17 protein-coding genes are annotated in these 13,658 nt (G+C 63.7%); 7 read left to right on the top strand and 10 right to left on the bottom strand.

Annotated elements, in window-relative coordinates:
• Positions 1-91: 91 nt before the first annotated feature.
• On the bottom strand, positions 92-1,957 hold the full coding sequence (locus tag AC1DX0_RS20345; protein ID WP_477356601.1) for a DEAD/DEAH box helicase: 1,866 nt from the start codon (positions 1,955-1,957) through the stop codon (positions 92-94).
• Between the two features lie 35 nt (positions 1,958-1,992).
• Between AC1DX0_RS20345 and AC1DX0_RS20340 the strand changes: the two genes are divergently transcribed.
• Positions 1,993-2,307: a hypothetical protein gene (locus tag AC1DX0_RS20340; protein ID WP_477224439.1), complete on the top strand. Its 315-nt coding sequence runs from the start codon at positions 1,993-1,995 to the stop codon at positions 2,305-2,307.
• A gap of 92 nt (positions 2,308-2,399) precedes the next feature.
• Positions 2,400-3,434: an aspartate-semialdehyde dehydrogenase gene (locus tag AC1DX0_RS20335; RefSeq protein WP_111544088.1), complete on the top strand. Its 1,035-nt coding sequence runs from the start codon at positions 2,400-2,402 to the stop codon at positions 3,432-3,434.
• A gap of 159 nt (positions 3,435-3,593) precedes the next feature.
• Here the strand turns inward: AC1DX0_RS20335 and AC1DX0_RS20330 are convergent, their stop codons facing one another.
• The 3 genes from AC1DX0_RS20330 to AC1DX0_RS20320 all read right to left on the bottom strand — a co-directional run bounded on the left by AC1DX0_RS20330 (position 3,594) and on the right by AC1DX0_RS20320 (position 4,779).
• Positions 3,594-4,025, bottom strand: coding sequence for a type II toxin-antitoxin system PemK/MazF family toxin (locus AC1DX0_RS20330; RefSeq protein WP_477224438.1), 432 nt, complete (start codon positions 4,023-4,025; stop codon positions 3,594-3,596).
• 3 nt (positions 4,026-4,028) lie between these two features.
• Entirely contained in the window at positions 4,029-4,298 is a 270-nt protein-coding gene (locus AC1DX0_RS20325) for a type II toxin-antitoxin system Phd/YefM family antitoxin (RefSeq protein WP_477224437.1), read from the bottom strand.
• Between the two features lie 73 nt (positions 4,299-4,371).
• Positions 4,372-4,779, bottom strand: a complete 408-nt coding sequence (locus tag AC1DX0_RS20320; protein WP_477224436.1) for an ACT domain-containing protein — start codon at positions 4,777-4,779, stop codon at positions 4,372-4,374.
• Positions 4,780-4,954: 175 nt separating this feature from the next.
• Between AC1DX0_RS20320 and AC1DX0_RS20315 the strand changes: the two genes are divergently transcribed.
• The 5 genes from AC1DX0_RS20315 (at position 4,955) to AC1DX0_RS20295 (ending at position 7,862) form a co-directional block, all read left to right on the top strand.
• Positions 4,955-5,860, top strand: a complete 906-nt coding sequence (locus AC1DX0_RS20315) for a bestrophin family protein (RefSeq protein ID WP_477224435.1) — start codon at positions 4,955-4,957, stop codon at positions 5,858-5,860.
• A gap of 138 nt (positions 5,861-5,998) precedes the next feature.
• Entirely contained in the window at positions 5,999-6,253 is a 255-nt protein-coding gene (locus AC1DX0_RS20310; protein WP_477224434.1) for a hypothetical protein, read from the top strand.
• 237 nt (positions 6,254-6,490) lie between these two features.
• Entirely contained in the window at positions 6,491-6,901 is a 411-nt protein-coding gene (locus AC1DX0_RS20305) for a DoxX family protein (protein WP_477224433.1), read from the top strand.
• A 38-nt stretch (positions 6,902-6,939) separates the two neighbouring features.
• Complete coding sequence (locus AC1DX0_RS20300; protein ID WP_477224432.1) at positions 6,940-7,464, top strand: SRPBCC family protein; 525 nt, start codon at positions 6,940-6,942, stop codon at positions 7,462-7,464.
• 134 nt (positions 7,465-7,598) lie between these two features.
• Positions 7,599-7,862 (top strand): YMGG-like glycine zipper-containing protein, encoded by a 264-nt coding sequence (locus AC1DX0_RS20295; RefSeq protein ID WP_477224431.1) that lies wholly within the window; start codon positions 7,599-7,601, stop codon positions 7,860-7,862.
• Between the two features lie 62 nt (positions 7,863-7,924).
• Here AC1DX0_RS20295 and AC1DX0_RS20290 read toward each other — a convergent pair whose 3' ends face one another.
• The 6 genes from AC1DX0_RS20290 to AC1DX0_RS20265 form a co-directional block, all read right to left on the bottom strand.
• Positions 7,925-8,770 (bottom strand): acyl-CoA thioester hydrolase/BAAT C-terminal domain-containing protein, encoded by an 846-nt coding sequence (locus AC1DX0_RS20290; protein ID WP_477224430.1) that lies wholly within the window; start codon positions 8,768-8,770, stop codon positions 7,925-7,927.
• A gap of 92 nt (positions 8,771-8,862) precedes the next feature.
• Complete coding sequence (gene rpsP / locus AC1DX0_RS20285; RefSeq protein ID WP_477224429.1) at positions 8,863-9,264, bottom strand: 30S ribosomal protein S16; 402 nt, start codon at positions 9,262-9,264, stop codon at positions 8,863-8,865.
• Between the two features lie 57 nt (positions 9,265-9,321).
• Complete coding sequence (locus AC1DX0_RS20280; protein ID WP_027055188.1) at positions 9,322-9,648, bottom strand: chorismate mutase; 327 nt, start codon at positions 9,646-9,648, stop codon at positions 9,322-9,324.
• A gap of 7 nt (positions 9,649-9,655) precedes the next feature.
• Positions 9,656-11,221 (bottom strand): signal recognition particle protein, encoded by a 1,566-nt coding sequence (gene ffh, locus AC1DX0_RS20275; protein ID WP_477224428.1) that lies wholly within the window; start codon positions 11,219-11,221, stop codon positions 9,656-9,658.
• 551 nt (positions 11,222-11,772) lie between these two features.
• Positions 11,773-12,378, bottom strand: a complete 606-nt coding sequence (locus tag AC1DX0_RS20270; RefSeq protein ID WP_477224427.1) for a DUF1236 domain-containing protein — start codon at positions 12,376-12,378, stop codon at positions 11,773-11,775.
• 63 nt (positions 12,379-12,441) lie between these two features.
• Positions 12,442-13,539, bottom strand: coding sequence for a zinc-binding metallopeptidase family protein (locus AC1DX0_RS20265; protein WP_477356599.1), 1,098 nt, complete (start codon positions 13,537-13,539; stop codon positions 12,442-12,444).
• Positions 13,540-13,658 lie beyond the last annotated feature (119 nt).

Below are 13,658 nucleotides of genomic sequence, written 5' to 3'. Positions count from 1 at the left end.
TCGCAAGCCAGCATCGGCCGACACCGGCATCGGCAAGCTGGGCCGCCATCAAGGCCGGGCTGAAAGAGAGCGCATCTCGCCGTCTGTAGATTTACGAGGGCCGTTTCGCCTTCTTGTGCTTCGGCGGGCCGGCATTGTCGAATTTCGGCTTGCCCGGCTTCTTCGCCCATGGCTTTGCCTCATGCGCGGCTGGCGGCCGCTGGTCGGACGGTGCCGGCGCGCGCTTTTCGAATTTGCGCTTCGGTGCGTTCGGGTCGGAAGGCGCCTTGCCGCGATGCGGCTTCTTGTCGGGACTCGGCGGCTGATAGCCGGCGCGCGACAGGTCCGGCGTGCCCTCCAGCCGCTTCACTATGATGTTGCCCTGCAATTTGCGGTCGGGACCGATCGCGGCGAGAAAGCGGTCGGCCCAGTCCGCGGCGATCTGCACGTAGGTCTCTTCCGGCTGCATCTTGATGGCCCCTATCTCGCGCTTCGAGATGCTGCCGGTGCGGCACAGCATCGGGATCAGCCAGCGCGGCTCGGCATTCTGCCGGCGTCCGATCGAGAGCGAGAACCAGACGCTGTCGCCGAAATCGTCGCGGCGGCTGGGCGCCTCGTCGCGGCGCGCGAAGTTTTCGCCCGCCGGTCTTTCACGCGAAGGCGTGAACGGSGCSAYKTCCATSAGATCYTCRGGCGCCGAGCGGCTGGCGCGGCACTGGCGCACGAAGGCGGCCGCCACCTGYTCGGCGCCRTGYYKGGCGAGAAGCGCGTCGATGAASYCGCGCTCGTCRTCCTTCACCGGCTCGTCGAAARCCGGATCGGCCAGGATGCGCTCRTCGTCGCGGCGGATGACGTCATCGGCCGAGGGTGGGCTTGCCCATGTCGCCTTCAGCCCAGCGTTCTGCAGCAGCCGTTCGGTGCGCTTGCGGGCGCTGTTGGGCACGATCAGCGCGCTGACGCCCTTGCGGCCGGCGCGTCCGGTGCGGCCGCTGCGATGCAGCAGCGTTTCCGGGTTGGTCGGCAGGTCGGCGTGGATGACCAGTTCGAGATTGGGCAGGTCGATGCCGCGCGCCGCGACGTCGGTGGCGATGCAGACTTTTGCGCGGCCATCGCGCATCGCCTGCAAAGCGTGGCTGCGCTCGTTCTGGCTGAGCTCGCCCGACAGCGCCACCACCGAAAAATTGCGGTTGTTGAAGCGTGCGGTCAGATGATTGACGGCGGCGCGGGTGTTGCAGAACACCAGCGCGTTCTTGGCTTCATAGAAGCGCAGCACGTTGATGATGGCGTTCTCGCGGTCGGCCTGGGCGACGCTCAGCGCCCGGTATTCGATGTCGAGATGCTGCTTTTCCTCGCCGGCGGCCGAAATGCGTATGGCATCGCGCTGATAGCCCTGGGCGAGCGTTGCGATCGAACGCGGCACGGTGGCCGAGAACATCAGCGTGCGGCGGTCGGCCGGAGCKGCGTCGAGGATGAATTCGAGGTCCTCGCGAAAGCCGAGATCGAGCATCTCGTCGGCCTCGTCGAGCACCACGGCTTTCAGCGCCGACATGTCGAGCGAATTGCGCGTGATGTGGTCGCGCAGCCGGCCGGGCGTGCCGACGACGATATGGGCGCCGCGCTCCAGCGCGCGCCGCTCGGTGCGCATATCCATGCCGCCGACGCAGGACGCGACCGTGGCGCCGGTCAGCTCATAGAGCCATTCGAGCTCGCGCGTCACTTGCAGCGCCAGTTCGCGCGTCGGCGCCACCGCCAGCGCCAGCGGTGCGGCGGCATGGCCAAAGCGCTCCGCATCGCCCAGAAGGGTCGGCGCCAGCGCCAGGCCGAAGGCCACGGTCTTGCCGGAGCCGGTCTGGGCCGACACCAGCGCATCGGCCTGGCCGAGTTCCAGCACCGCCTTCTGCACAGGCGTCAGTTCGGAATAGCCGCGTTTTTCCAGCGCCTGTGCCAGCGCTGGAACAATAGCTTCGAAGTTGGACATCTCGCTCTTTCGGAATTCAGGGTTCTGCGCTCATCATGGAGCACGAGCCGGGGCTGGCGCCACGCCAGCCAAACAATCTTGGCCGTTCGTACTTCCTGCTGCCGCTCTTGTACAGGGCAAGCCATGAAGGCCATGCGACGCACCGCCAATTGACTCCTGCCGCAAACCGCGTAAAAGCCCGCTTCGAACGGGATCATTTCGATGCGCGGCCTTTTGATGGCGGTTCTTGCATTCGATTTCCCTGGCCACAATGCAAATCATTGGGCCGGGCGCGTCGTCGCGTCTCCTCGTTCCAGCAAAACTACGGCCAAAAAAACCACCACCAAAACGGTGTGATTCCCTTGGCCTAACCACCCTCTCCCGGGTCCGGCCCGGGGGACGAAACCCGCATTGGCCGGCGGGTTTTCTCCAAAAACCAAGCGGAGAGGGACAGGAGATATTTATGAGTTTCAAGGTTGCGATCGTCGGCGCCACGGGCAATGTGGGCCGGGAAATGCTCAACATACTGGAAGAGCGCGGCTTTCCGGTAAGTGAAGTCGTGGCGCTGGCCTCGCGGCGCAGCCAGGGCACGGAAGTGTCGTTCGGCGACCGCACGCTGAAGGTCCGGACGCTCGACCAATATGATTTTTCCGACACCGACATCTGCATCATGTCGGCCGGCGGCAACGTCTCCAAGGAATGGTCGCCGAAGATCGGCAAGCAGGGCTGCGTCGTCATCGATAACTCGTCGGCCTTCCGCTACGACCAGGACGTGCCGCTGATCGTGCCGGAAGTGAACCCGGACGCGATCTCGCTGTTCACGCGCAAGAACATCATCGCCAATCCGAACTGCTCGACCGCGCAACTCGTCGTGGCGCTGAAGCCGCTGCACGATTTCGCCACCATCAAGCGCGTCGTCGTCGCCACCTACCAGTCGGTGTCGGGCGCCGGCAAGGAAGGCATGGACGAGCTGTTCACGCAGACCCGCGCGGTCTTCGTCGCCGACGGCGTCGAGGTCAAGAAGTTCACCAAGCGCATTGCCTTCAACGTCATCCCGCATATCGATGTCTTCCTCGACGACGGCTCGACCAAGGAAGAGTGGAAGATGGTCGCCGAGACCAAGAAGATGCTCGAYCCCAAGATCAAGCTGACGGCGACCTGCGTGCGCGTGCCGGTGTTCATCGGCCATTCGGAAGCGGTCAACATCGAGTTCGAAAAGCCGATCACCGCCGACGAGGCGCGCGATATCCTGCGCGAGGCGCCGGGCTGCCAGGTCTTGGACAAGCGCGAGGACGGCGGCTACATCACGCCGCTGGAATCGGCCGGCGARGACGCCACCTTCATCTCGCGCATCCGCGAGGATTCGACCATCGACAACGGCCTGTCGATGTGGATCGTCTCCGACAATCTGCGCAAGGGCGCGGCCCTCAACGCGGTGCAGATCGCCGAGCTGCTGGTCGAGCGCGGCCTGATCCAGCCGAAGAAGAAGGCGGCCTAGCTTACCGCTCACGGGCCGTATCGCCGCTGCCGCGGCGGGCCCTCCGCGAGGGCGCCGGACGACCGGCGGCCCAAGGTCGCGGGCTCGGCCTTCGGCCGTTAGCTCTCTTCTCCCCGCTTACGGGGAGCAGGGGCGCTGGCGCGGTCTTCCGCCAATTGGTCAATCGCGCGATACGGGAAGATCTCGCCCGGCTTCCCAAATGGTTTTGAAGCGCTCCACCATCGACGAGAATAGTTTTGGGGGAAGCAGACCGTAGTCGTAGCGGTCGGTCGAGCGCGGCACCGGTCGAAGGTCGTAACCCGGCCACGCGAAGCGGTTGCCTTCGTGAAGCATCACCCATGAGCGCTCGCCGTCCAGGCCCAAGTGACGTTTGACAGCGGGTGGCAGCTCGATTGCCAGCGACTGGTCCGCCGGCGGGACATGCGTGACGGGGACCACCGTCACGATCAGGCCATCTGCGTCCTGCTCAACGGCGAGCACGATCACGCAAGGGCGATCTTTGCGCCCTTCATCCTGTCCGGCTTGATGCTCATGGTGCCATAGATACGCGTAGGAAATCACGAGGCCGAGTTGCGGATCGGGCAACGGCATGCCCTATTTGGCGTCCATCAGTGCATTGAGATGATCGTGTTCCGATGACATGCGGCCATTGGCGATGGCTTCCACGTCCTCGCGTTGCAGGTCCCTGGTCGCAAATGATTTCTGGGCTAGGTTCTTGTAGCGCTGCAGATCTTCATACTCGACAGCCGAAACGAAATAGCCGGTTGGTCGCCCATGGCTCATGACGGCGACTGGCTCACGCTGCACGATTTCACGGTAGCGCCCAAAATTGCGGGTGAATTCTGTGGTAGGAACTTCGCGCATAACGGTGCATCCTAAGTTCGCGTAATTTACGCATTTACCGTAATTTACGCGATTTACGCTGTTCTGTCAAAGCTCAGCCGGCGCTGTCCCTGGCCAACTCGCGCAACAACTCCATCGCCTCCTCCGCCCGCTCCGCCGGAACGAACAGATGGTCATGATAGAACGCCGAGACCGGATTGACGCCCATGCCGGCGGCTGCCAGCCGTGTGGTGATGGCGGCGAGGAAGCCGACTGCTTCCAGCGATGAGTGGATGTTCAGCGTGATCATCCGGCAGCGGAATGAGGCGGTCAGCCCCGCCGCGCTGGCCGAGTCCTCGGTCACGATCAGCGTCCTGCCCTCGCGCTCGCGAAACACCATTATCGGGTCGAGGCCCTCTGGCTGGAGAACATCAGGCGCCAGCGTGGCGAAGACATGGATGCCGTCGAGCAGTTCCGGCGTCATCGATGCCAACAGTGTCTTCAGATCGGTCTCGCCGGTCATTTCTCTCGCCTGAACAGGAACGGGCAACAGCTCCCTGATATCCGCAACCGGCACCTGCCGATAGTCCGCGCACCGCGCACGACATGGCGATGTCGCTGGCGGTCGGGCTTGCGGATCTGTCGCATCGCACAATACAGGAGCTGAGGGCCGATGCCGGCCCGTGAAAGGCCCGTCCATGATCGTTCGTCCGCGCCCCAACTTCCTGCAGCTGTTCTTCATCATGCGTGGATCCGTGGTGCCGCGCATCCTGCCGCAGATTTTCGGCTTCGCCATCTATTCGGCGGTCATCCTGGTGCTGGCGCGGAGGTTCGAGCTTGATCTCGGCGTCTTCAACATCACGCCTTTCGGACTGGTCGGCGTAACGCTGTCGATCTACCTCTCGTTCCGCAACAATGCCGCCTATGACCGCTGGTGGGAGGCGCGCAAGCTGTGGGGCGCGCTGGTCTTCGAGATACGCAATCTGGCGCGGGCCACGACCAGCCTCATCGCCGACCCGACCGAGCAGCGCGCCTTACTGATGGAGGCGCTTGCGTTCTGTCATTTCCTGCGCGGGCAGTTGCGCAAGATCGACAGCATCAAGGACGCCCGAGCCTTCATCGATACCGAGGCGGAAGCGGCGGCAAAGTTCGCCAATCCGGCCGACGAGATGGTCAGGCGCATGGGCCGCCGCGCCAACGCACAGCGCCGGATCGGCGAGGTCGATTCGATCGGCTTTCGCATCCTGGATGAGAGGCTGGCATCGATCACCGCCATTCAGGCAGGCTGCGAGCGGATCGCCGGCACGCCGCTGCCTTTCGCCTACACGCTGCTGGTGCATCGCACGGCCTACATCGTCTGCCTGCTGCTGCCGATCGGCTTGATCTCGAGCACCGGCTGGGCAACGCCGTTGTTCACGGCGCTGATCGCCTACACCTTCTTCGGCCTCGACGCGCTGTCGGAGGAGCTTGAGGACCCGTTCGGCACCGAAGCCAACGACCTGGCGCTCGATGGTCTCTGCCGCGTCTGCGAAATCTCGGTGTTCGAGGCGCTGGGCGAAACACCGCCCAAGATGATTCCGGCCGAGAAGTTCTATTTTTCCTGACGATGGCTGTCGGCGTTTCGCAATGACTCTGGTCAACGGATGAGCTGTGCGAGAGGATGGACGCCGTTGCGCCTAATCCTGGCAGGCGCGGAGCCTATAAGACGCTGGATGTCGAAACGAATTGACAGATCATGGGTCGTGTTTGCCAGCGTCGAGAACCACGAACACGACCGCTGCGTCGATATCTTCTCCAGGCCCGACAAATCGTTCGGCTATGAGGAATTCCGTCGAGACGTCGAGGATGGTGGCGCCTGGACGCCAACGGAATACTATTCCGCTGCGCGTTACGATACGGCTGAGCTCGCATATGCCGCAGCGGAGAAATCTGTTCTTTGGCTGGCCGAAGTGTTGAAGGTCAATCCGACGTTTCGGCGAATGCCAATTTCAAACTGAGCCACCATCCCCGGCACGGCACCCGAGCCGCCGGGTTATTGTGCGGTCATGGCGAGCTACGCCCGTCGAGACTATCCCATCGCCTTGAACGAGCATCGGTCCGGCCGCATGCGTCGTCGTGCCGGACATCAAAAAGAAATCCGCGGCGGCGTGTCGGATCAGCACGTTACCGCGCGTCCTTGGTTCAACCTTCATCAGGAAGGCCAACGTCAAAACCGAAACACCGAGGAAACACCAATGAGCATTTCTGAAACCGCGCCCGTCTCGTCCGGCGCCTTGTGGACCGGCCGCTTGCTCAGCGGTCTCATCATCCTGTTCATGATCTTCGACGGCGCCATCAAGCTGCCGCCGCTCGACGTGGTGACGCAGACGATGGTGCCGCTCGGTTGGCCGGCCGATGCCAATGTCGCGCGCATGCTCGGCGTCATCGGCCTGATCGCGACCGCGCTCTACGCATGGCCGCGCACCTCGGTGCTCGGCGCCATCCTGCTCACCGCCTATATGGGCGGCGCCATTGCCACCAATGCGCGGATCGGCAATCCGTTGTTTTCACACACGCTGTTCGGCGTCTATCTCGGCATCATCCTGTGGGGCGGCCTTTACTTACGCGACCCCAAGGTGCGCGCGCTGATCCCGTTCAGCCGATAGTCTCATCGTTTTCCTGGAATTGCCTTAGGGAGAGAAAAATGTTCAGCACCATCCTCATTATCCTGCTCGTCATCATCGCCGCCATCCTCATTTATGCCGCGACACGGCCCAATGATTTCGTCACCACCCGCACCGCCATCATCAAGGCGCCGCCGGACGCGATCTTTCCGCTGATCAACGATTTCAGCCGCTGGCCGACGTGGTCGCCTTACGAAAAGCTCGACCCCAACATGAAGCGCACGCTCTCCGGCGCGCAAAGCGGCAAGGGCGCAGCCTATGCCTGGGAGGGCAATGGCAAGGCCGGCAAGGGGCGCATGGAGATCGTCAATTCGGTGCCGTCCTCGCAGGTGTCGCTCAAGCTCGATTTCGAAAAGCCGTTCCGCGCCAACAACAGCGTGGACTTCACCTTGACGCCCTCAGGTGACACCACCGCCGTCAGCTGGGCCATGCGCGGCAGCCGACCCATCGCCAAGCTGATGGGCCTGTTCATGAACTTCGACACGCTGATCGGTCGGGATTTCGAGGTCGGCCTCGCCAATTTGAAGCGCAACACCGAGGCGTGATCCGACACAGCCGCTCTCTTGAAGTCGCTTGGGCGAGCGGTAGCGCGATCTTCATCCTTTGCGGGATCAAATTAGCCGTCTGAGAGTTAAGCACTTGGCGGAGCGATGGCGATCCCCCTGTGAGAGGAACGAAAATGAAGAAAATAATGACGATTATGGTGCTGACGATGGCGCTGGGCGCGTGTTCGCAAACCGAACGCGGCGCGGCTATCGGCGGCCTGGGTGGCGCGGCGGTCGGTGCCGCGGTGGCCGGCGATCCGGTTGAAGGCGCGGTGGTCGGCGGCGCGGTTGGCGCCGTGGCAGGCGCCCTGATCGGCCGGGCGAGCGGGCGTGGCCAATGCCGCTATCGCGACCGTCATGGCGATGTCTATATCGACCGCTGCCCGCGCGGCTATTGATCGGCGCTGGACTGGAAATAGTAAAACGGCGGGCATGGCCCGCCGTTCAGACCGCAAACGCCCTACAGCAGAACCCGTATGGCTGCCCAAGCGTCGCGGCCGAGACGCGCATCGGCATCATCGTTGCCGCCATGCGCATGCAGTCTCGAGCGTGGAGTGTCTTCGCCGGGCAGGAGAATGCGGTGGCCGGCGTCGGGAGCCGAAACGAGGCGCGTGGCCTTTCCAGCGTCCCTGCGACGCTGAACGATTGAAGTGGCAAAATCCAGAGACGGCCACAGTGCGTCATCGCCGCCCGCAACCAGCACGATTTCCGCCGAAATGGCCTCGACGGGAATGGCGGCTTGGCTCGCCTCGTCCCTGAAGGTCTGCAAGCTGCGCTGAAACAGTCCGCGGTACGACGCCAGACCGTCCACGTACTCCGCGCTCCAATCGGGATTGCTTGGGACAAACGGCAAGGGAATCCCCTTCAGCGTCCATGACGATCGCTCCGGCCAATCGATGCCGTCGCGGCCTGGGCCGATATTTCCCCAAACCACCGATGTCGGACTGACCGCGACGACGGCATCGATGCGCGGGTCATGAACGGCCGCGAGCAGGGATGCCTCGGCGCCTTTCGAGGTGCCGACATAGACGATGCGCCGGCAGCCCAGTCCGACAAGACAGTCTGTGGCGGCGAAGAACGTCTCCAAGGGGATTTCGCAGATGCCGGGAACCTGGCCTTCGCCGCCAAACCACTGGAGCGCGAGCGCGGACGCCCCTTCCCCGGCAAACAGCCGGGCGCGGGTGACGTCGACACGACCGCTCGATCCGCTCAACACCACGACGCCGGTCGTGGCGTCAGCGCATCGCAACAGCGTTCCGAGAACGCTGCCCGACAGGATTTCTTCCCTGACTGCCTGTTCGCCCATCCGCTATCAGCCTGATGCCGCCATGGCATTCCCGGACAATAGCAAAACGGCGGGCACAGGCCCGCCGTTTTGTCGATGCGATGAAGCACTCTTTATTCGGCGGTGGCGGCTTCCGTCTCGGCCGGTGCAGCGGCGGCGGCCGCAACGGCAGCAGCGGCGTCTTCCTGAGCCTTCTTCAGCAGCGAGGCGCGTTCCTGGGCCTTCTTGCCCGGCTCGGCCTTCTTCGGGTTGGAGCGGGCGTCGCGCTTGGCAATGCCGGCTTCGTCGAGGAAGCGCAGCACGCGGTCGGTCGGCTGGGCGCCATGCGACAGCCAATGCTTGACGCGGTCGGCGTCGACCTTGACGCGCTCGCCGTCCTTGGGCAGCAGCGGGTTCCACGAGCCGAGCGACTCGATGAACCGGCCGTCGCGCGGCGAACGGGCGTCGGCGACGACGACGTGGTAGTAGGGACGCTTCTTCGAGCCCGCACGGGCCAGTCTGATCTTCAGTGCCATTTCTTTTCTCCTAAAGCTTTGATTTCGTTAATAGAGTTGCGGCTAAATCTTTGTTTTTCAGCCGGTTTTCGTCACGCCGTTGGCAGCGGCGATCTGTTCGTGGTGGCGGATCACTTCGCGGACGACGAAGTTGAGGAATTTCTCCGCGAAATCGGGGTCGAGATGCGCGTCATGCGCCAGCTGGCGAAGACGGGCGATCTGCTGCTGCTCGCGCGCCGGGTCGGCCGGCGGCAAGCCATGCTCGGCCTTCAGCACGCCGACCGCCTTGGTGCAGCGGAAGCGCTCGGCCAGCATATGGATGAGGGCGGCATCGATGTTGTCGATCGAGGCGCGGTAGCCGGCCAGGATGATGCGGGCGTCCGCCATGTCCTTTTCTTCGTTCATGGTGTCCTCACTTCTTCTTGCCAAGGCCAGGCAGCCCGCCGCCGCCGAGGCCGGGAAGCCCCGGAAGTTTCATGCCGCCGGGCAGGCCGGGCAGGCCACCACCGCCGGGGGCGGGCAGGCCCTTCATGCCGCCAAGGCCGGGCATCTGCTTCTGCAGGGCTTCGAGTTGCTTGGGATCCATCTTCGACAAATCGGGCATGCCGCCCATGCCGCCGAGGCCCATCTTGGAGGCAAGGCCGCCCATCATGCCGCGCATGAGGCCGCCGCCTTTGCCCTTGCCGCCCATCGCCTTCATCATGTCGGCCATGCCGCGATGCATCTTGAGCAGCTTGTTGATCTCGGCCGCGTCGGTGCCGGAACCGGCGGCGATGCGCTTCTTGCGCGAATGCTTGAGCACGTCCGGATTGGCACGCTCGGCCTTGGTCATCGAGGAGATGATGGCGAGCTGGCGGCCGAACATCTTGTCGTCGAGACCGGCTGCGGCCATCTGGTCCTTCATCTTGCCCATGCCCGGCATCATGCCCATGATACCGCCCATGCCGCCCATTTTCGACATCTGCTGAAGCTGCTGGGCGAGGTCGTTCAGGTCGAACTTGCCCGACTGCATCTTCTTGGCCATCGCAGCCGCCTGTTCGGCGTCGATGTTCTCGGCGGCCTTCTCGACCAGGCTGACAATGTCGCCCATGCCGAGGATGCGGTCGGCGATGCGCTTGGGGTGGAATTCCTCCAGCCCCTCCATCTTTTCGCCGGTGCCGATCAGCTTGATCGGCTTGCCGGTGACGGCGCGCATCGAAAGGGCGGCACCGCCACGGCCGTCGCCGTCCATGCGGGTCAGCACAAGGCCGGTGATGCCGACGCGYTCGTCGAARCTTTTCGCCAGGTTGACGGCGTCCTGGCCGGTCAGCGAATCGGCGACCAGCAGGATCTCGTGTGGCGACGACACCTTCTTGATGTCGGCCATCTCGACCATCAGCGGCTCGTCGATATGTGTGCGGCCGGCGGTGTCGAGGATGACGACGTCATGGCCGCCGAGCTTGGCCGCCTGCACAGCGCGCTTGGCGATATCGACCGGATTCTGGCCCGCAATGATCGGCAGCGTCGCGACCTTGACCTGCTCGCCAAGCTGGCGGAGCTGCTCCTGCGCGGCCGGACGCCGCGTGTCGAGCGAGGCCATCAGGACTTTCTTGTTCTGACGCTCGGTCAGCCGCTTGGCGATCTTGGCCGAGGTCGTCGTCTTGCCGGAGCCCTGCAGGCCGACCATCATGATGACGACCGGGGCCGGCGCATTGAGGTCGATGGCGACGCCCTCGGCGCCGAGCATGTCGACAAGCTCGTCATGGACGATCTTGACGACCATCTGGCCGGGCTTGATCGACTTCAGCACCGCGGCGCCAACGGCCTTTTCGCGCACCTTGTCGGTGAAGGAGCGCACCACTTCGAGCGCCACGTCGGCCTCGAGCAGCGCACGGCGCACCTCGCGCAACGCCGCCGAGACATCAGCCTCCGACAGCGCGCCGCGGCCGGTGAGGCCGTTCAGGATGGAGCCAAGACGCTCTTGTAGGGACTCAAACATTGGTCAACCCGCCGCGCGAGAGCGCCTTGGATTCATAATGATCCCTGTCGGGCCGATGGCCCTCCACGCCTCTTGTGCGCTCCTGCAGCGGTTCAAACATTCGTTTTCCTTTTCCCTGGCACCCGGATGGTGCCCGAGAGGTAATGCGTTCGCGCCAAGTGTCCAATCAAAAGCAAAAGCCCAAAACCAAAAAGCACCCGGGGGCGCTCAGCGCTGCCGGGTGTTGGCCTCCAGGATCGATTTACAGCACTTGGCCTCAAAGAGGCTTCGGCGTCCTAGTCGGCTTGCTCGGAGGGATACTCGTCGCGGAATTCGAGGCGTGTAGACAGGAAATCGGCCGCGGAGTCAAGACAAGGGCGGGTGGCACCGCGATCAGGCCATGCCTTTTGCGTCCTCTGATGCCTCAGTAATCGGAATCGTTTCCGTCAGGGTTCGGTGCGCAAACAGACGCCACACACAGCACCCAGCGCTGCTCGGGCGCTGCGGGCACCGACTTGTCCCGGCTCTTACCAGCGGTTACCAGCGGTCGCAATCGCGACCGCTGGTCTGTATCAACGCACCACGTACATGATGCGCCGTGTCTGCGGATCGATCAGCGCCGGCTGACCGTTCACATAGACATAGCGGTAGTTGTAGTCGGGAATTTCGCGCAGCTCGACAGTGTCGGGCAAGGTCGCGCCCGTCACCACCTCGCCGTCGAGATAGACCGGGTCGAGGCGGTGCGTGTCGACATAGGTGCGGATTGCGGCCGGAGGCGGGGGAAAGGCGTCCTCGGCCGGCTCACCGGCCACGATCGCCCCGGTATAGTCGGTGGAATAATTACCGATGTCTTCCGGCGGTGAGACGATGGCAACGGCGGAGCCGTGCGGGCGCTGCGTCAGCACCACCCGACTGCCGCTGAAATCGGCGGTCACATAGTCGGAATAGACCCAGCCCTGGCCGCCGGCTTCGGCGATGGTGCACCATTTGCTGTTTTCGATGCAGCCATTGAGCGTCGCCGACTGGCCGGCGGCGAGCACGCCGATGACCGGATATTGCGGACCCGGACCAGCACGCACGTTTAGATCGGTGACGGCCGAGACGGCGGTGTCGGCAAGCGCGGCGCCCGACATCACGGTCATCATCCCGGCGAATGCGGGAAACAATACGGATTTCATGGTTTCTCTCCGTTTTCATGGTCCCTCGGGTTTGAAAACGGGGCAGCGGCGCATGCGTTCCGGCTAAAATGCCGGCGTCACCTCACGATTTGTTCCCGCGTCTTTCGGCAAACCGGTCAAAAGGTCGTGAACGAAGGCCAGTTTTCGCGCCGTCACGTCCGAAATGACGAAGGGGTAGAGGTCGGGCAGGCCCATGCAGCGGTTGATCGAGTTGGAGGCTTCCGACAGCACCAGCCAGCGCGCAAGGATTTTTTCGAAGGGCTCGGGCGTGTTCGCAGGCTCCGAAGGGGCTGCCTGCAGTTCGCCGCCGGTGTCGCCTTGCGGCAAATCATTGGCCTCTACCGTCTCCAGCCGGCCGAGCGGGAAGTTCAGCGCATGGACCATCTCCAGCGTGTCGGTGATGTGCAGATGGTGGGCCCAGGTTTCGGCCCAGTCCTCCCACGGATGCGAAGTGGCATAGGCCGAGATGTGGTTTTGCTGCCAGTCGGGTGGCGCGCCATTGGCGTAATAGGCCTTCAGCGCCTGTTCGTAGTCGGCGCGATCGTCACCGAACAGAGCGCGGAAGGCGGCCAGCCTTTGCRGATCGTCGCGGATCAAGCGGTCCCAGTAATAATGGCCGAGCTCATGGCGGAAATGGCCGAGCAGCGTCCGATAATTCTCACCCATCTGGACGCGGCGCTTTTCGCGCTCGGCTGAATCGGCCTCGGCGACGTTGAGCGTGATCAGGCCATTGTCATGGCCGGTGAGAATGCGTTCGCCGCCAGGCCCGACGCCGATCGGATCGGCGAGGAAGTCGAAGGCGAGGCCGATCTCGTCCGTCGGGCCCTGCTTGGGCGCGACCGGCAGGCCGAAGGCGAGCAGCGAATAGATGGCACGCTTCTTCGCCGCCTCGACCCGGATCCAGCGGCGGCGGTTGCCGTCGACGGAGAGATCCGGGATCAGCTGGTTCAGCACACAAGCGCGGCAAAAACCCTGCCCCGGCTCGGCCATCCAGTTGCAGGCGCATTCATCGGCATTGGTGCACTGGAAGATGCTGTCCGCGCCCGACAAGGCGAAGCGGGCATGTTCGGGATCGTAGAGCACAAGGCTGGAGCAGTTCAGGCACTGTGCATTCTCGAAGTAGAGACGGTGGCCGCAATGCGGGCAGTCGAAGAGTTTCATGTCGGTCTCAATTCACCAGAAGAGGCACAGCGTGCATAACGGCCCGTGCCCAAACGCGAACCGCCGGCCGGCGTTCCGCGTTGCATCGGGACTATTTCGCGGCAAGCTGGGTGGCGACC

Source organism: Mesorhizobium sp. P3_A9, from assembly GCF_056402975.1.
Note: the sequence above shows the minus strand (reverse complement) of the source record. Positions and strands in the feature narration are given on the sequence as shown.